Origin of the sequence: Pseudomonas sp. R38(2017) (assembly GCF_002112395.1) — a bacterium.
GTDB lineage: Bacteria > Pseudomonadota > Gammaproteobacteria > Pseudomonadales > Pseudomonadaceae > Aquipseudomonas.
The window spans coordinates 163,707-180,213 of record NZ_NEHN01000007.1 but is presented as its reverse complement, the minus strand read 5'-3'; the positions used below and the strand labels follow the sequence as shown (position 1 = coordinate 180,213).

Here is a 16,507-nt window from a genome sequence, read left to right as displayed (position 1 = left end):
TTAGCGACCGCGAACCGCTTGTTCCAGCTCGGCGAAGCTAGGACGGTGAGCCGGGTACAGAACCTTGCGCCCGAATTCCACGGCCAGCGACGGCGGCATCCCGGAAGCCGAAGCCACCAGCGAAGCCTTGATGGCTTCATAGACGTTGAGCTCTTCCTTGGCATCGTGGGCCAGGGAATGCGCCAGCGGGCCGAAGAAGCCGTAGGCCGCCAAGATACCGAAGAAGGTACCGACCAGTGCTGCACCCACGTGCAGACCGATGGATTTCTGATCGCCCTCGCCCAGGGACGCCATCGTCACCACGATACCCAGTACCGCCGCGACGATACCGAAACCTGGCATGCCGTCGGCAATGCCGTTGACCGCGTGGGAAGGATGCTCCAGTTCTTCCTTGAGGCTGTACAACTCCATGTCGAACAGGCCTTCGAGTTCGTGCGGCGCCATGTTGCCGGACGACATGATGCGCAGGTAATCGCAGATGAACGCGGTCATGCGTTCGTCTTTCAGCACCGCCGGGTACTTGGCGAAGATCGGACTCGCAGCGGCATCTTCGATGTCGCCTTCGATGGCCATCATGCCTTCACGGCGGCTCTTGTTGAGGATCTCGTAGATCAGGCCCAGCACTTCCAGATAGAACGTGTGGCTGAAACGCGAGCTGAACATGCTCAGGGATTTCTTGAGCACATGCATCGTCATGTAACCGGGGTTGGCCTGGAGGAATGCTCCGAGTGCCGCACCACCGATGATCATCACCTCGAAAGGCTGGATCAGGGCGGCAATCTTGCCGTGGGAAAGCACGTATCCGCCGAGCACGCTCGCGAATACGACGATGATGCCGATAATTTTAGCCATAGGTAGAAAGTACTTACTTAAGTCGGGTTCAAGGTCATATTCGGAAGTTAAAAAATCTCTTCTTCTACTTATCGGCAAAACTGCGCCAGACTATAGCCAGTTCAGGCGAAAAGCCAATTTAGCCCATGCCGGGCGCGTCTACAGTCAGTGAAGATCTCGTCCAGACATGGCTAATGAAACGAACGTCCCACACGCAAGACCGACCACACTCGATGGCTGGGTGAAGCTGCTCGACGGCGTGCGCCTGCCGGTGCCGCAAGAGGCCCATGACAAGGTCTGCCGGGCGATCCGCGACAATCGCAGCTCGTTGCGCGACATTGCCGACCTGATGCAGGACAGCCCGGCGCTGGCCCTGAGCATCATCCGCGAAGCCAACCGCCATACCCTAGGCAGCCTGACCGCACCGGTAGAAAACCTTGAGGTGGCGATCAATCGCCTGGGCCTGGCCCGCACCGAAGAACTGCTGGCACGCCTGCCCGCCGAACCGCAGGCGCAAATTCCCCAGTCCCTGCGCCAGATACAGATGATCAGCCAGCACGCCACGCAGCAGGCCAACGGTTTTTTTGCCAGCCGCCTGGCGCGGCTGTGGCAGGACATTCACTGGGGCAGCCTGTTGTTTCTTTCGCCGCTGTGGCCGTTGGCGATGAGCTTTCCCAAACTGCTCGAAGAGTGGGAAGTTCGGGTCATTCACAAGGGCGAATCGGCCCGCGACGTGGAAAAACAATTGTTCGGCGTGCGCCTGCTGAAGATCGGTGCGGCACTGGTGGAAGCCTGGCACCTGCCGATCTGGGTGCAGCAGGGTTACCGCCTGCTGCTTACTGAACAGCGTGAACTGGTCAAGGTCCTGCGCATCGCTCGCGATGTCGATCATCCGCTGCGTCAGCAGAATCGTCTGGATGACGACCCGACCCTGCGCAACTGGCTCAATCAGCCGGCCAACACCGTGCTGCTGGCCAACGGCCTGGCGCTGTCGGCGCAACAGGCCTGGGACAGTCCGCACAGCAAGCGCTGGCAGTACCTGACCAGCCTCTATCTGCAAATCCCGATGGACGAAGTGCAGCAGCAGTTGCACCAGCAGGCCGCCAACAGTGCGCGTCGGCATTCGATGCCGGATCTGTGGCACCCGGCGGTTTCCCTGCTGTGGCCGTGGGGCACCCATCGCCTGCCGGCCGGCCTGTTGCCTGCCGCTGCACCCAATGCCGAAGACCTGGCCAAGTGGCGCCGGCAATGCACCGAACTGCTGGCCGAGCCAAGCCGTTTCACCAACGCCATGCACTTGACCATTGCCGCCCGCGACGCGCTGGTGGCCAGCGGCATGCGCCGGGTGATGATCCTGATGGCCGACCGCACCCAGTCCAATCTGCGGGTGCATCAGATTTCCGGTTTGCCGAAGGAAGCCGCTGCGCTCAATTTCGTCGTCAGCCAAAGCACCGTGCTGCAACGCCTGCTCGCGCAGCAGGCACAGGTGCGGATCACTCCGGAGAACAACGCCCAGTTTTCCGCCCTGCTGCCGCCGTCCCTGCGTACGCTGTTCCGTGGCGAAAACCTGCTTCTGCGCTCGCTGGTCCATAACGGCCGGGTGATCATGATCGTGGTCACCGACCAAGGTGGCGGACCGTTCGCCGACATCACCGTGCAAGCCTTTGGCAAAACCGCGCAGTGCATCGAGAAAGCCCTGCACAGCTTTAGCCAGCGCGGCCAATGACAGCTACAATCCTTCCCCTTTGTGCTCTGGAGACCTCACATGTCTGACTTCTCTGGCCTGGCGCTGGTGATCGAGCCGAGCGACCTGCTCCCGCGCCTCGATGCCCGCAATCTGATTCTGGTGGATCTGACCAGTGCCGCCCGCTATGCCGAGGGTCACATTCCCGGCGCACGCTTCGTCGATCCGAAGCGCACCCAGCTGGGCCAGGCACCGGCCCCGGGCCTGCTGCCGACAAAGGAAAAACTCGAAGAGCTGTTCGGTGAACTGGGCCACAACAAGGACGCGGTCTACGTGGTCTATGACGACGAAGGCGGCGGCTGGGCCGGACGCTTCATCTGGCTGCTCGACGTAATCGGTCACGACAAGTACCACTACCTCGACGGCGGCCTGCCGGCGTGGCTGGCGGAAGGTTCGCCGATGTCGATCCAGGTCCCTCCTGCGGTCGGCGGCCCGGTGTCCCTGACCCTGCACGATGAACCGACCGCCACCCGCGAATACCTGCAAAGCCGCCTCGGTGCTGCTGATCTGGCGATCTGGGATGCTCGCGGACCGCTGGAATACTCCGGCGAGAAAGTGCTGGCGGCCAAGGGTGGACACATCCCCGGCGCAGTCAACTTCGAATGGACGGCAGGCATGGATCAGGCGCGCCAGCTGCGCATCCGTACCGACATGCCGCAGATCCTCGAAAACCTCGGGATCACCAAGGACAAAGAAATCATCACTCACTGCCAGACCCATCACCGGTCCGGTTTCACTTATCTGGTGGCCAAGGCTCTCGGTTATCCGCGGGTCAAGGGCTACGCCGGTTCCTGGGGCGAATGGGGCAACCACCCCGACACCCCCGTCGAGCTTTAAGGATTTTTAAGGACAGTCATGAAAGAGCGTTTGTTTATCATCAGCCAATACCTGCTGCCGCATCACTTGCTGTCGCGCCTGGCCGGCTGCATTGCCGAGTGCCGTGTGCGCTGGTTCAAGAATGCCTTCACCACCTGGTTCGCCAAGCGTTATCAGGTCGACATGTCCCAGGCGCTGGTTGAAGACGTCACCGCTTACGAGCACTTCAACGCCTTCTTCACCCGTGCGCTGAAAGACGGCGCACGCCCTCTGGATCAGACCCCGGGCGCGATCCTCAGCCCAGCCGACGGTGCGATCAGCCAGCTCGGCCCGATCGAGCACGGCCGCATCTTCCAGGCCAAGGGCCACAGCTTCAGCGTGCTGGAACTGCTGGGCGGCGATGCAGCCAATGCCGCGCCGTTCATGGGCGGCGAGTTCGCCACCGTTTACCTGTCGCCGAAGGACTACCACCGCGTGCACATGCCGCTGGCCGGCACTCTGCGCGAGATGGTCTACATCCCGGGCCGGATTTTCTCGGTCAACCAGACCACCGCTGAAAACGTCCCTGAGCTGTTCGCCCGCAACGAGCGTGTGGCGTGCATCTTCGACACCGAGCGCGGGCCGATGGCCGTGGTGCTGGTGGGCGCGATGATCGTGGCTTCGATTGAAACCGTGTGGGCCGGGCTGGTGACGCCGCCGAAGCGTGAGCTGAAAACCTTCCGCTACGACGAAGCCGCCCGTGCACCGATTCATCTGGAAAAAGGTGCGGAACTGGGCCGCTTCAAGCTGGGTTCGACCGCGATCGTGCTGTTCGGGCCGGATCAGGTGAAATGGGTTGAAGAACTGAAGGCCGGCTCGCCGGTACAGATGGGTCAGGCCCTGGCACTGTCGAACGCCTGAACCTGCTGATCCGCCCCTGCGCACGTCTGCGAAGGGGCGGACACGACCTGAACGGCGCCGTTACTCTATCTGTCCACGGAAGCCGATCGGCCCTTCGTTGGCGTAGGTGTTGGTGCCGCTGAGGTTTTTCCCGCCGTCACTCGAGGTGACATTCAACGCGATAACGTTCTGGTTATCCCGACCGCCGATCACCCATTTGCCACCCGGATGCCATGGGGCATCGTTGCCACCCCACTGGTTCTCGACGTTGTACTGGTTCTGGCCAGTGCGCTGAGCCTTGAAGCCAATAGGACCTTCGCCGGCGTAGGTCATGGTGCCGGTGAAGCTTTTGCCGCCATCGCCGGACTTGATGTCGATGGCGACGACTTTCTGGTTGTCCCGCGCGCCCAGAACCCAGGTTCCACCCGGATGCCAAGGTGCCGAACTACCGCCCCATTGGTTTGCCACTGCGTATTTAGACATGAACCTCATCTCCTTGAAGTTTTTCAGAGACCTGCCCGACGTTGGCGGCAAGCCATGCAACCGTGCGTTTCCGATCGCACGCCAGAGAGCCTAGTAGCGCCTGCCGAAATGGCACCAGGCCAGCAGACCAACGGTAAAAAAGCCCGACAAGCGCCTGCGAAACGGACCACAACTGCTAGAGTTTTGGCATTGCCCTATTCGCCGCCGGAGCTGGTCACGGCATGAGTGAGCCTCGATTCCAACCCCGACTGAGCGCGCCAACGCCAACGCAGTTGCGCCTGTCTTTCTGTGAAGCGACCCCGCGCGATCTCAAGCGCTGGATTGCCGGCCTGCCGAAAGCCAACATCGGAGAAACCGCACGCCAGCTCTATCAGAGCCTCGGCGAACTCAACCAATTGCTGACGCCCAGCGACAACCGTCTACACCTGCTGGAGTTGCTGCGGCCCGAGGTGTACTTCGTCTGCCAGCACCTTGAGCGACACTTTCTGCATCAGGCGATCATGCTCGACGAGCGCTCACGCAAGATCAGCAACCTGTGCCAAGCGCTGCAAAGCCAACTGGCCATCGGTTACAAACAGATCGTTCTGCGGATCGCCCCCAAATACTCAAAAGACCGGGCCGCCCTGCTGAGCGAGGCGCTGCAACGCGCCACCCACGTACTGAAAGGCCAACTGGTGCGCGCCACGCAGCTTTACAGCCCGGCGCCGGAACAGTTGTGGTTTGAGTTGCACCAGTTATTTCGCTGTGCCTGCGACTTGCAGTTGCAACACCGTCGGGTCCGTGACGATCTGGCCAGCCTCGCCGGCGAACTCAGCGTCGAACAGACCTATATCGCCGCCCTGTTGCTGGGCAGCGCCCGCTGCAATCAGCTGCGGCAGAATCCGATCGCCCAACTCGCGCAGGTGCTTGAACCCTGGAGCGCCTGGCTGAAACTGCATCCCGGTGCCTCGGGTGAAGGGCTGTTCGCGATTTCTGCGGAGATCGACGCCGGTCCGCGCTATCGCAGCAAATTTCGCAGCGAACAACAGCCCGGCCTGCTCGGCTTCGATCCGCAACCGCTGGTGAATGCCATCGAGGCTCACCTGCTGCACAAGGACACTTCGACGCCGCTGCCGGTGCCGGCCGGCCTGACACTCGACACCCTGCAACACCTGCACGCCACCTGGGGCGAGGCCGCCGAGCGTAGCTTCCAGCGCACCGTCGGCCAGGGCAACCTGACCGTATGTGTGGGCATGAGCGCCCTGCACTTCTATCTGGGTGGCGAACGCACCTTCAGCGAACTGCTCAAGCATCCCGGTACACGCGCCGCAAACTTCAGCCAAGCGGTGGTTCAAGGTGAAAAGGACAGCTGGAGCCAGGCCTTCGATGCCGCTCCGCAGAGCAAAACCGACGAATTCCTGCCCTATGAGGAAATCCGCTACGAACCGTTGGCCGACGACGAAGGCGACGCTGACAGCCCGCCGCATTACCCGACCTATGCCTTGCCGGTCATCAACCACAGTCCGGGCGGTTACTGCCTGGCATGGCCAAAAGAGGTGCCTGCCGAATTGCAGACCGGGGAAATGGTCGGCATCCAGGACACCACGAATCAGGGCTGGAGCATTGCCGTGGTGCGCTGGATCCGTCAGGTGCGCGGTGCCGGGACACAAATGGGTATCAAGCTGGTAGCGCCACACGCCCAGCCCTGCGGCCTGCAACTGGTGCGCACCCGGGACGATCACAGCCATTACCTGCGAGGTTTGCTGTTGCCGGAAATCAGCGCCATTGACTTGCCCGCAACGCTATTGGCGCCACGGCTGCCGTTTCAGGAAGGCAGCAAAGTCATGATCAACACCCTGGGCGAAGAACACCGCGCCGGGCTGGATCGGCGGGTGGCGAGCACACACAGTTTCAATCAGTTCGCTTACCGCTCATTGGAGACCGCGCAGAATGGCGGGAGCGAGGAGGATTTCGACTCATTGTGGAAATCCCTTTGAACAAGGATCGCAGCCCAAGGCTGCGATCCTGTGCAAGGGTTCAGAGCTGCCCGTCGCGGTCCCGGAAACCCAGCAGATAAAGCACACCATCCAGACCGAGAGTCGAGATCGCCTGCTTCGCCGACTGCTTGACCAGCGGCTTGGCGCGGAACGCCACGCCCAGACCGGCAATCGCCAGCATCGGCAGGTCGTTGGCGCCGTCGCCCACGGCAATGGTCTGTTCCAGGCGCAAACCTTCTTTTTCAGCCAGTTGTTTCAGCAGATCGGCCTTGCGCTGGGCATCGACGATCGGCTCGATCGCAACGCCAGTGCACTTGCCGTCGACCACTTCCAGTTCGTTGGCGAACACGTAGTCGATACCGAGCTTGGCCTGAAGTTGCTTGGCGAAGTAAGTGAAGCCGCCGGACAGGATCGCGGTCTTGTAGCCCAGACGCTTGAGCTCGGCGAACAGGGTTTCGGCGCCTTCGGTCAGGCGCAGGGAGGCACCGATCGAATCCAGCACGCTGACATCCAGGCCCTTGAGCAGCGCCAGACGTTCCTTGAAGCTCGCGCGGAAATCCAGCTCGCCGGCCATCGCCCGCTCGGTGATTTCCGACACCTGGTCGCCCACACCGGCGACCTTGGCCAACTCGTCGATGACTTCGGCTTCGATCAGGGTCGAGTCCATGTCGAACACCGCCAGGCGACGGTTGCGACGGAACAGCGAATCTTCCTGGAACGCGATGTCGACGTTCAGCTCCTGGGCAACGCTGAGAAACTCGGCGCGCAAGGCCTGCGGGTCGGCAGCTTCGCCGCGCACGGAGAACTCGATGCAACCCTTGCCCTTGTCCGCCGGCGTGTCCAGCGGCATGCGACCCGACAAGCGGTCGATATGGTCGATGTTCAAGCCATATTTGGCGGTGATCGAACTCACGGCCTGCAACTGGCCGGCGGTGACTTTGCGGGTCAGCAGGGTAACGATGTGGCGTTTTTTGCCCTGATTGCCCACCCATTGCTGGTAATCGTCTTCGGATACCGGAGTGAAGCGCACCTGCTGGTCGAGCTCATAGCCCTTGAACAGGATGTCCTTCAGCACCGACTTGCCTTGCTCGGAGTCGGGGATTTCCACGAGGATGCCGAACGACAGCATGTCGTGGATCACGGCCTGACCGATATCGAGGATGTTTACACCACCCTGTGCCAGAACACCGGTAATGGCCGCCGTCAGACCGGGACGGTCGACTCCCGTGATGTTAATCAGGACGATTTCGCGCAACGCGCACCCCCGCAACTGGAAAAAAACCGCATTCTACCCACTTTCAGTGACCATCGGGCACCGCCAGCGCTTTGCCGGTCTAGGGCCTGTCGCTATACTGCGCGTCAACTTCACGGACAAAAGAGCCGAGCTCAGTGAACCGGCCCACGCCAGTTAAAACCGATAACTTCTTCCTGCTGATCTTCCGTGCACTGCGCCACCGCCGTGTACCGATTGCATTGCGCATCGCCAGCCATAACGTGATCCTGGTCGCCCTGGCCCTGGTGATCTATGCCTGCGTGATGGGCTTGCAGTTCAAGCAGGCCATGCACGAGCAGGCCGATGCGCTGGGCGAAAGCCTGACCACGCAGACCGCCACCTCCGCGACCGAGCTGCTGGTGTCCAACGACATCCTCAGCCTCAACGTGCTGCTCAACAACCTGACCAAGAACAAGCTGGTGGCCCACGCCGCCATCTACAGCGTGGACAACCGCATCCTCGCCGAGTCCGGTCAGCGGCCCAAGCACAGCCTGCTGGGCGAAGCCGAGGGCATGTACGAGAGCAAGATCACCTTCCAGGACGTGACTGCCGGGCAACTGCGCATCAGCCTGGACATGGACCAGTTCCAGCAGCCGATGACCATCAGCCTGCAGAGCATGGGCATTCTGAGTGCGATCCTGCTGGCGCTGTCTCTGGCCCTGAGCCTGCGTCTGGGCCGGCACATCTCCACGCCGTTGCTGCAATTGCGCGTGTGGCTGCGCCGGATCGACGAATACACGCCGGGGATCGAGCGTCAGGACGAGATCGGCGACCTGGCCCGTCAACTGCACGCCAGTTACGCTCCCGAGCCGACCATTCCCGAGCCTGAGCCGGAACCCGAGTTCGAGGATGACGACATCGAGCCGGAATTCGAAGTGCGCAACCTGCGTGACCCGAGCTTTGACGAGAGCCGCCCCATGGCCGCGCAGAAGCCTGCACCGCGCCATGTGGTCAGCACCGTTGAAGACGACGATGACGAAGACCCGTTTGCCGATCTGCGTGACGAATCGCTGAACGGAGCCGCGCAACCTGCCGTTCGCAAGCCAACCCCGAGCGTGCCGCAACACTCGGCGGTGCTGGCAGTGCAGCTGGGTTCGCAAGAACAACTGCGCCGCTTGCCACGGGCACGTCTGGAAGAGTTGCAGGAGCGCTATCGCGACTGCCTGGAGCAGGCGGCTTCGCTGTATCAGGGTGAAATCGAAACCCTGAACGACGGCAGCACGCTGATGCTGTTCCACACCGAAGATAGCGGTGACGACTACCTGACCAACGCCATCTGCTGTGGCGAGCTGCTGCGAGCGCTCGGGCACCAGTTGCAGATAGAAGTCGCCGACAGCGGCATCACCCTGCAACTGCAGCTGGGCCTGACCCTCGGCGACGAGCTGTTCGGCCTGAGCCAGATCGACCTGCTGCTGACCGACTCCGCCCAGGACGCCCTGGCTCTGTCGCAACACAGCCGCAACCTGCTGCTGGTGGAACGCAAGATCGGTGATGACGCGCTGATTCGCCAGCGTGCGCGGATCCGGCCGATTGCCAGTCCTGAAGGCGCCTGCTGCGTGGAGCGGTTGATGGAGCCTTATCCGTCGATGCTTGAGCGGCAGCTGGCGCGGATGCATGAGCGCCGGGCCTGAGGCCTTGCCCTCGATGTAAAGAAGCCCGCAGATGAGTGATTGTCTGCGGGCTTTTTTGTGCGTGGTGCTATTGAGATATCACCCGTCTTCAAACAGCCCCTCACCCTGCGGGCAGTCCGACGTTTCGGAAGGGCTGGGGTGAGGGGCTTTTCGAATCCGGCACCAATGCATGTTTTACCAACGCCCAGAAACGACAAAGCCCGCACCAGGCGGGCTCTGTCCTGACTCGTTCCAGCCTCAGAAGCGGAACACTTCCATATCGGTACGAATCGGCGAAGCCATCGGGATCTTCGGCTGCTTCTCGGCTTCCGCCGCCGGCGCGGCCGGTTTCGGTGCCGGTTTGCGCGGTGCTTCGGCAACCGGTGGCTGGTTGGCCAATGGTTTGAGCGCGACCGACAGTTGCTCGGCCAGGCGCTGCAACAGGATACCCTGGGCCTGAACCTGCGAAGCCGTGCCGCCACTGTGCAGTTCTTGCAGATGAACGATGCGGTTGTCCCGCACCTGACCACGACGGTCGATCAGGCGCCACTGCGCGTCGAGAATCGCCGGTTGCTTGGCACCGGAGTCCAGACGCGTGATGGTCAACAGCACCTGCACATCCGGGGTGAACCCGGCGGTGGCCGGTGCCAGCACTACGCGTTGACTGTCCAGATGACCGGCAACCTGACGCAGCAGCAATTGATCGATATCCGACGAAAGGCTGCCAGCCCAGCGGCCATCGACCGCTGCCTGCAGGCTGCCGTCCGGCTGACGCTGCAACAGGGTTTCACGTTGCAGGTAATCAGCAACGATCACAGGGCCAAGTAAAACTGCCATGCCCGCGCTTTGCGCAGGCTGAGCCGGACTTCCGCTGTCCAGCTGATACAGCGACACCGGCTGGTGAACGCTGCAACCCGCCAGGCCAAGAACGCCGGCGAGCAGGAAAATAAGGGGGCGCAGAGAAGTCATCATCCCGTCCAGGTGGCCGCCACAAGGCTGACCACAGTGAAAATACTCAAAAATATGAAGAACGCTCGGCCACGCCGGCGCTTGGAAAGGCCATATCATCCGTGAATATGCGTTCCGACTCCAGCGCCAAAGCGCCGATCTACGGGTTAAATCGTAGATCGGGCGCTCTAGAGAGCCGTTCTCAGTCATTTTCCCCGAAGGAGAAAAGAGTGCGAACGTTTCCTGGCCGCTTAATTGAGGTTTTCAACGAGCAGCGCATCCACTCGCTGGAAGCCCCGTGGCAGTTTATTGCCACGGCGACCACGTTCACCCTTGTAGTGTTCGAGGTCGTCGGCTTTCAGCGACAAGGTACGTTTTCCGGCCTGCAGCACCAGCGTGGCGCCTTCCGGAAGAACGGCGATGTCCGTGACATATTCTTCGCGACTGGCCACTCGTTCACCGGAAATGCCGATGATCTTGTTGCCTTTGCCCTTCCCTAATTGTGGCAGATCGCTGATTTTGAAGATCAGCAGGCGACCCTCGGTCGTCACCGAAGCCAGCCAGTTCTGCTCACGGTCGGCCACTGGGCGCGGCGCGATCACCTTGGCGTTGTTCGGGAGGCTCAACAGGGCCTTGCCGGCCTTGTTCTTGGCTTGCAGGTCTTCACCCTTGACCACAAAACCGTAGCCGGCGTCAGAGGCGATAACGTACAGCGCATCGTCTTCCGGCATCAGCACGCATTCGAACGTGGCGCCAGGCGGCGGCGTCAGACGACCGGTCAACGGCTCGCCCTGGCCCCGTGCCGACGGCAACGTGTGCGCGGCGACCGAGTAACTGCGACCGGTGGAGTCGATGACCACGGCTGACTGGTTGGAACGCCCCGCCGCCGAAGTCTTGAAGCCGTCGCCGGCCTTGTACGACAGGCCGGTGGCGTCGATCTCGTGGCCTTTGGCCGAACGAATCCAGCCTTTTTCCGACAGCACTACAGTCACTTTTTCGTTCGGCAGCAGATCGTGTTCGGTCAGAGCCTTGGCTTCAGCGCGTTCGACGATTGGCGACCGACGGTCATCGCCGTAGGTTTCGGCGTCTTTCAACAGCTCGCTGCGAACCAGCTTCTTCAACTTGGCTTCACTGCTCAGCAGCGCTTGCAGCTTGGCTTGTTCCTTGAGCAGTTCGTCCTGTTCGTCGCGCAGTTTCATCTCTTCCAGTCGCGCCAACTGACGCAGACGGGTGTCGAGGATGTAATCGGCCTGGATCTCGCTGAGGGCGAAGCGCTCGATCAGTTTGGCTTTCGGCTGATCCTCGGTACGGATGATGTGGATCACTTCATCCAGGTTGAGGTAAGCGATCAGCAAACCATCCAACAGGTGCAGACGACGCTCGACCTTGTCGAGGCGGAATTGCAGGCGGCGACGCACGGTCAGCACGCGGAATTCCAGCCACTCCACCAGCAGCGCCCGGAGGTTTTTCAGCTGCGGCTTGCCGTCCAGACCGATGATGTTGACGTTGACCCGGTAGGTCGACTCCAGCTCGGTGCTGGCGAACAGGTGCTGCATCAGCGCTTCATGATCGACGCGGCTGTTGACCGGGATGATCACGATGCGGCACGGGTTTTCGTGGTCAGATTCGTCACGCAGGTCGGCGATCTGCGGCGCTTTCGACGGTTTGGCCTGCATCAGCGCGGCGATCTGCTCCAGCACCTTGGCCCCGGAGACCTGGTGCGGCAGCGCGGTGACGATGATGTCGCCGTCCTCGACGTGGTACACGGCGCGCATGCGCACCGAGCCCTTGCCGGTTTCGTACATTTTCAGCAGGTCGGCGCGCGGGGTGATGATTTCCGCTTCGGTCGGGTAATCCGGGCCCTGAATGTGTTCGCAGAGCTGTTCGACCGTGGCTTTCGGCTCATCGAGCAGGCGCACGCAGGCGGTGGCGACTTCGCGCAGGTTGTGCGGAGGCACGTCGGTGGCCATGCCCACGGCGATACCGGTGGTGCCGTTGAGCAGGATGTTCGGAAGGCGCGCAGGGAGAACCAACGGTTCCTGCAGAGTGCCGTCGAAGTTCGGGCCCCAGTCTGCGGTGCCCTGGCCCAGTTCGCTGAGCAGCACTTCGGAGTAACGCGACAGCCGCGCTTCGGTGTATCGCATGGCGGCGAAGGATTTCGGATCATCCGGCGCACCCCAGTTACCCTGGCCGTCCACCAGCGTGTAGCGATAGCTGAACGGCTGGGCCATCAGCACCATCGCTTCGTAGCACGCCGAGTCGCCGTGGGGGTGGAACTTGCCGAGCACGTCGCCGACGGTACGCGCCGACTTCTTGTGCTTGGAATCGGCGTCCAGCCCCAATTCGCTCATGGCGTAGACGATACGCCGCTGTACCGGTTTCAGACCGTCGCCGATATGCGGCAGGGCACGGTCCATGATCACGTACATGGAGTAGTTGAGGTAGGCATTTTCGGTGAAGTCAGCCAGCGACCGGCGTTCTACACCGTCCAGGCTGAGATCAAGGGAGTCGCTCATGCGGGCCTCATCGGTTCGTTGTCTGGCGCAGCAGCATGGTGCCACCGCGCTGGGTAAATTCAAGTTTGTTCAGGGCGCTCATGCCGAGCAGCACCTGATCGCCATGCAGACCGGGCGCCACCAGTGCGCGGACGTCCCGCAACACGATGTCGCCCAATTGCAGGCGGTCGATACGGGTGCGATAGCCCTGGCTCAGGCCATTGGCCGTGCTCAGGGTCACACCGAAACCCTCTTCCAGCCTCAGGTCTTTCGCGACCTCGGCCGGGATTGCCACATCGGTCGCACCGGTGTCGAGCATGAACTCCACCGGCCGGCCGTTGATCCGTCCGCTGGCGACGAAATGCCCCTGGGCGTTACCCGCCAGTTTCACTTCGATCACGCCGCCCACCTGCTCCGAACTGACCACCACGTTGGGATTGCGCTGGCGGTCTTCCCACTGGCCGAAAAACCGCGTGGCCAGAAACAGCGCCGCGCACCAGGCCAGAATCATCAACACCCGCCCGGCGCGTTTGCCCGGTGGCTGCTGGCTCAAGGCTTGGCACTCCAGCCACCCTCGGGGGCGGCGAAACGCCAGACGATCGGGCGGACTTCACCATCGGCACGAGGGCCGAAGTTGTTGTCGACGCCGATCCAGGCACCGTCGGCGTCAATCACCAACGCCTCTTCGAGCCCGAAGTTCTGGGCGTAGCGACGGTTGCCCTGCAACAGTTCATCGGCATACGACCAGCAGCGCTCGACCTTGGCCGTCTGCGGATCGCGGCGGCAGATCTGGTAGGCGTTGCGCTCAAGGGTGAACAGCTTGCCGTTGAACAATGACAGGTCGGAAAAATCCCGATTGACCGGCCTGGCCTTGGGAAACTGCGGCGGCTGCATTTCCATCCCGCCTTCACTCAGCAGCACGCAACGACCGTCACAATCCCACACCGTCTGTTGGCGCTTGATCAGCAACAAGCCACGGTTTTGCCGTTCGGCGGCCAACCACATCTGATCGCCTGCCGGATTGATCGCCAGGCCTTCGAAGATCGCATTGAATTGCAGCAGCATGCCGCTGGCCCGCGCCTCGCGGACCATCATCGGCGAAATCTTCAGCCACGATGACGGCCCCTGCGGTGGAACTTGCAATACGGCTGCATGGCCTTCGCTGACAATGTAGCGATTGCCGGTGCTGTCGCAGGTGATCCCTTCGAAATCCAGATCACCGCCACGAACGAACGACGCCGCCCAGGTCCGCGACTTGATGCCCCACGGCAAACCACTGTCGGGGACTGGCGGCGGATCGATGCGCACCGCAGTTGCCTGCCAGACGGGATCGCGGGTATCGAGACGATAGATCTGATCATCGTCACGATCCGAAACGGTCCACAGGTCGTTGCCGCACATTGCCAGCCCCGAGAGATTGCCGCCGCGCATGCCTTCGACCGGATGCTCGGAGAGCACGCGCAGTTCCTGCACGGGCTCGGCCGACACCGTCATCGAGCCCAGCAGCAACGCACCCGCCAAGGCCCAGCCAAACCGCATCAGGCCAGCACCTCGGCAAGGTTGCCTTTGGATTCGAGCCAGGACTTGCGGTCGCCGGCGCGTTTCTTCGCCAGCAGCATGTCCATCATTTCCGAGGTCTGGGCGAAGTCTTCGCCGAGGGTCAGTTGCACCAGGCGTCGGGTGTTCGGGTCCATGGTGGTTTCACGCAGCTGTGGCGGGTTCATTTCACCCAGGCCTTTGAATCGGGTGACCTGCGGTTTGCCACGTTTCTTCTCGGCCACCAGACGGTCGAGGATCCCGTCGCGCTCGGCTTCATCGAGGGCGTAGTAGATCTCTTTGCCCAGGTCGATGCGGTACAGCGGCGGCATCGCCACGTAGACGTGACCGGCATCCACCAGCGGGCGGAAATGCTGGACGAACAAGGCGCAAAGTAAGGTGGCAATGTGCAGTCCGTCGGAGTCGGCGTCGGCGAGGATGCAGATCTTGCCGTAGCGCAGCTGGCTCATGTCCTCGGCGCCGGGATCGACACCGATGGCTACCGCGATGTTGTGCACTTCCTGGCTGGCCAGCACTTCGCTGCCGTCGACTTCCCAGGTGTTGAGGATCTTGCCGCGCAACGGCAGGATCGCTTGGAATTCCTTGTCCCGCGCCTGCTTGGCCGAACCGCCGGCGGAATCACCTTCCACCAGGAACAGCTCGGAACGCATCGGGTCCTGCCCGGCGCAATCCGCCAGTTTGCCAGGCAACGCCGGCCCCTGGGTGATGCGCTTGCGCTCGACTTTCTTGCTGGCCTTCAGGCGACGGCCAGCGTTGCTGATTGCCAGCTCCGCCAACGCCAGACCGGTTTCCGGGTTGGCATTGAGCCACAGGCTGAACGCATCCTTGACCACGCCGGAAACAAACGCCGCCGCTTCACGGGACGACAGACGCTCCTTGGTCTGGCCGGAGAATTGCGGTTCCTGCATCTTCATCGACAGCACGAAGGCGATGCGTTCCCAGACGTCTTCCGGCGCCAGCTTCACGCCGCGCGGTAACAGGCTGCGGAACTCGCAGAATTCACGCATCGCGTCGAGCAAGCCCTGACGCAGACCGTTGACGTGGGTGCCGCCCTGCTCCGTCGGGATCAGGTTGACGTAGCTTTCGGTGACCGAGGTGCCGCCTTCCGGCAGCCAAAGCAGGGCCCATTCGACCGCTTCCTTGGTCCCGGCCAGGTTGCCGCAGAACGGCGCGTCCGGCAGACGCTCGAATTCACTGACCGCGTCTACCAGGTAGGAGCGCAGGCCATCTTCGTAATGCCACTCGACCTTTTCGCCGGTGCCTTTGTCTTCGAAACTGATCAGCAGCCCCGGGCACAGCACGGCCTTGGCCTTGAGCACGTGTTTAAGGCGGCTGATGGAGAATTTTGGCGAATCGAAGTATTTCGGGTCCGGCGCAAAGTACACGCTGGTCCCGGTATTGCGCTTGCCGACGGTGCCGATCACTTGCAGATCGGTGGCTTTGAAGCCGTCGGCGAAGGTCATCTCGTATTCGTTGCCGTCACGCTTGACCCGCACCCGCACCTGGGTCGACAAGGCGTTGACCACGGAAATACCCACCCCGTGCAGACCGCCGGAAAACTGGTAGTTCTTGTTGGAAAACTTGCCGCCCGCATGGAGCTTGGTGAGGATGAGCTCAACGCCCGACACACCCTCTTCCGGGTGGATGTCGACCGGCATGCCACGACCGTCGTCGCAGACTTCCAGCGAGTGGTCGGCGTGGAGGATGACCTGGATTGACTTGGCGTGGCCGGCCAGGGCTTCGTCGACGCTGTTGTCGATGACTTCCTGGGCGAGGTGGTTCGGCCGACTGGTGTCGGTGTACATGCCGGGGCGTTTGCGCACCGGGTCGAGGCCCGAGAGGACTTCGATGGCGTCGGCGTTATAGGAGCTAGCGCTGGGAGTGGCCATAAGGTC

At 62.0% G+C, this 16,507-nt stretch carries 13 protein-coding genes; 5 read left to right on the top strand and 8 right to left on the bottom strand.

The window, feature by feature from the left end; translation table 11 throughout:
- Positions 1 to 852: a flagellar motor stator protein MotA gene (motA, locus tag CAF87_RS19440; protein ID WP_085732656.1), complete on the bottom strand. Its 852-nt coding sequence runs from the start codon at positions 850 to 852 to the stop codon at positions 1 to 3.
- A 166-nt stretch (positions 853 to 1,018) separates the two neighbouring features.
- Here motA and CAF87_RS19435 point away from each other — a divergent pair, with 166 nt between their 5' ends.
- From CAF87_RS19435 to asd, 3 genes are read left to right on the top strand one after another with little or no spacing between them, the layout of a single operon-like run.
- A complete protein-coding gene (locus tag CAF87_RS19435; RefSeq protein WP_085732655.1) occupies positions 1,019 to 2,557 on the top strand; it encodes an HDOD domain-containing protein in 1,539 nt (512 codons plus the stop codon).
- Positions 2,558 to 2,596: 39 nt separating this feature from the next.
- Positions 2,597 to 3,412, top strand: a complete 816-nt coding sequence (gene rhdA / locus CAF87_RS19430; protein WP_085732654.1) for a thiosulfate sulfurtransferase — start codon at positions 2,597 to 2,599, stop codon at positions 3,410 to 3,412.
- A gap of 18 nt (positions 3,413 to 3,430) precedes the next feature.
- Positions 3,431 to 4,291: an archaetidylserine decarboxylase gene (asd, locus tag CAF87_RS19425; RefSeq protein WP_065258758.1), complete on the top strand. Its 861-nt coding sequence runs from the start codon at positions 3,431 to 3,433 to the stop codon at positions 4,289 to 4,291.
- A gap of 60 nt (positions 4,292 to 4,351) precedes the next feature.
- On the opposite strand, the gene CAF87_RS19420 is transcribed toward asd, so the two are convergent.
- Positions 4,352 to 4,753, bottom strand: coding sequence for a lectin OAA (locus CAF87_RS19420; protein ID WP_085732653.1), 402 nt, complete (start codon positions 4,751 to 4,753; stop codon positions 4,352 to 4,354).
- Positions 4,754 to 4,974: 221 nt separating this feature from the next.
- Between CAF87_RS19420 and CAF87_RS19415 the strand changes: the two genes are divergently transcribed.
- Positions 4,975 to 6,729 carry a molecular chaperone gene (locus tag CAF87_RS19415; RefSeq protein ID WP_085732652.1) on the top strand — a complete coding sequence of 585 codons (1,755 nt, stop codon included), beginning with the start codon at positions 4,975 to 4,977 and terminating at the stop codon, positions 6,727 to 6,729.
- A gap of 40 nt (positions 6,730 to 6,769) precedes the next feature.
- Here the strand turns inward: CAF87_RS19415 and serB are convergent, their stop codons facing one another.
- Positions 6,770 to 7,984, bottom strand: coding sequence for a phosphoserine phosphatase SerB (gene serB, locus CAF87_RS19410; RefSeq protein WP_085732651.1), 1,215 nt, complete (start codon positions 7,982 to 7,984; stop codon positions 6,770 to 6,772).
- 134 nt (positions 7,985 to 8,118) lie between these two features.
- On the opposite strand from serB, the gene CAF87_RS19405 reads away from it, so the two are divergent.
- Complete coding sequence (locus CAF87_RS19405; RefSeq protein WP_085732650.1) at positions 8,119 to 9,633, top strand: AhpA/YtjB family protein; 1,515 nt, start codon at positions 8,119 to 8,121, stop codon at positions 9,631 to 9,633.
- Between the two features lie 237 nt (positions 9,634 to 9,870).
- Here the strand turns inward: CAF87_RS19405 and CAF87_RS19400 are convergent, their stop codons facing one another.
- The 5 genes from CAF87_RS19400 to parE all read right to left on the bottom strand — a co-directional run bounded on the left by CAF87_RS19400 (position 9,871) and on the right by parE (position 16,501).
- Positions 9,871 to 10,581: a membrane integrity-associated transporter subunit PqiC gene (locus CAF87_RS19400; protein ID WP_085685228.1), complete on the bottom strand. Its 711-nt coding sequence runs from the start codon at positions 10,579 to 10,581 to the stop codon at positions 9,871 to 9,873.
- Positions 10,582 to 10,811: 230 nt separating this feature from the next.
- Positions 10,812 to 13,076: a DNA topoisomerase IV subunit A gene (gene parC, locus CAF87_RS19395; RefSeq protein ID WP_085732649.1), complete on the bottom strand. Its 2,265-nt coding sequence runs from the start codon at positions 13,074 to 13,076 to the stop codon at positions 10,812 to 10,814.
- 7 nt (positions 13,077 to 13,083) lie between these two features.
- Positions 13,084 to 13,608 carry a TIGR02281 family clan AA aspartic protease gene (locus CAF87_RS19390; RefSeq protein WP_085732648.1) on the bottom strand — a complete coding sequence of 175 codons (525 nt, stop codon included), beginning with the start codon at positions 13,606 to 13,608 and terminating at the stop codon, positions 13,084 to 13,086.
- Entirely contained in the window at positions 13,605 to 14,594 is a 990-nt protein-coding gene (locus CAF87_RS19385) for an esterase-like activity of phytase family protein (RefSeq protein ID WP_085732647.1), read from the bottom strand. The genes CAF87_RS19390 and CAF87_RS19385 overlap by 4 nt, the downstream gene beginning before the upstream one ends.
- Positions 14,594 to 16,501 carry a DNA topoisomerase IV subunit B gene (gene parE, locus CAF87_RS19380; protein ID WP_085711139.1) on the bottom strand — a complete coding sequence of 636 codons (1,908 nt, stop codon included), beginning with the start codon at positions 16,499 to 16,501 and terminating at the stop codon, positions 14,594 to 14,596. The genes CAF87_RS19385 and parE overlap by 1 nt, the downstream gene beginning before the upstream one ends.
- Positions 16,502 to 16,507 lie beyond the last annotated feature (6 nt).

Excerpts from the sequence above, each read along its gene's own strand:
- motA (WP_085732656.1), bottom strand. The coding sequence starts at position 852 with ATGGCTAAAATTATCGGCATCATCGTCGTATTCGCGAGCGTGCTCGGC.
- CAF87_RS19435 (WP_085732655.1), top strand. The coding sequence starts at position 1,019 with ATGGCTAATGAAACGAACGTCCCACACGCAAGACCGACCACACTCGAT.
- rhdA (WP_085732654.1), top strand. The coding sequence starts at position 2,597 with ATGTCTGACTTCTCTGGCCTGGCGCTGGTGATCGAGCCGAGCGACCTG.
- asd (WP_065258758.1), top strand. The coding sequence starts at position 3,431 with ATGAAAGAGCGTTTGTTTATCATCAGCCAATACCTGCTGCCGCATCAC.
- CAF87_RS19420 (WP_085732653.1), bottom strand. The coding sequence starts at position 4,753 with ATGTCTAAATACGCAGTGGCAAACCAATGGGGCGGTAGTTCGGCACCT.
- CAF87_RS19415 (WP_085732652.1), top strand. The coding sequence starts at position 4,975 with ATGAGTGAGCCTCGATTCCAACCCCGACTGAGCGCGCCAACGCCAACG.
- CAF87_RS19400 (WP_085685228.1), bottom strand. The coding sequence starts at position 10,581 with ATGACTTCTCTGCGCCCCCTTATTTTCCTGCTCGCCGGCGTTCTTGGC.
- parC (WP_085732649.1), bottom strand. The coding sequence starts at position 13,076 with ATGAGCGACTCCCTTGATCTCAGCCTGGACGGTGTAGAACGCCGGTCG.
- CAF87_RS19385 (WP_085732647.1), bottom strand. The coding sequence starts at position 14,594 with ATGCGGTTTGGCTGGGCCTTGGCGGGTGCGTTGCTGCTGGGCTCGATG.
- parE (WP_085711139.1), bottom strand. The coding sequence starts at position 16,501 with ATGGCCACTCCCAGCGCTAGCTCCTATAACGCCGACGCCATCGAAGTC.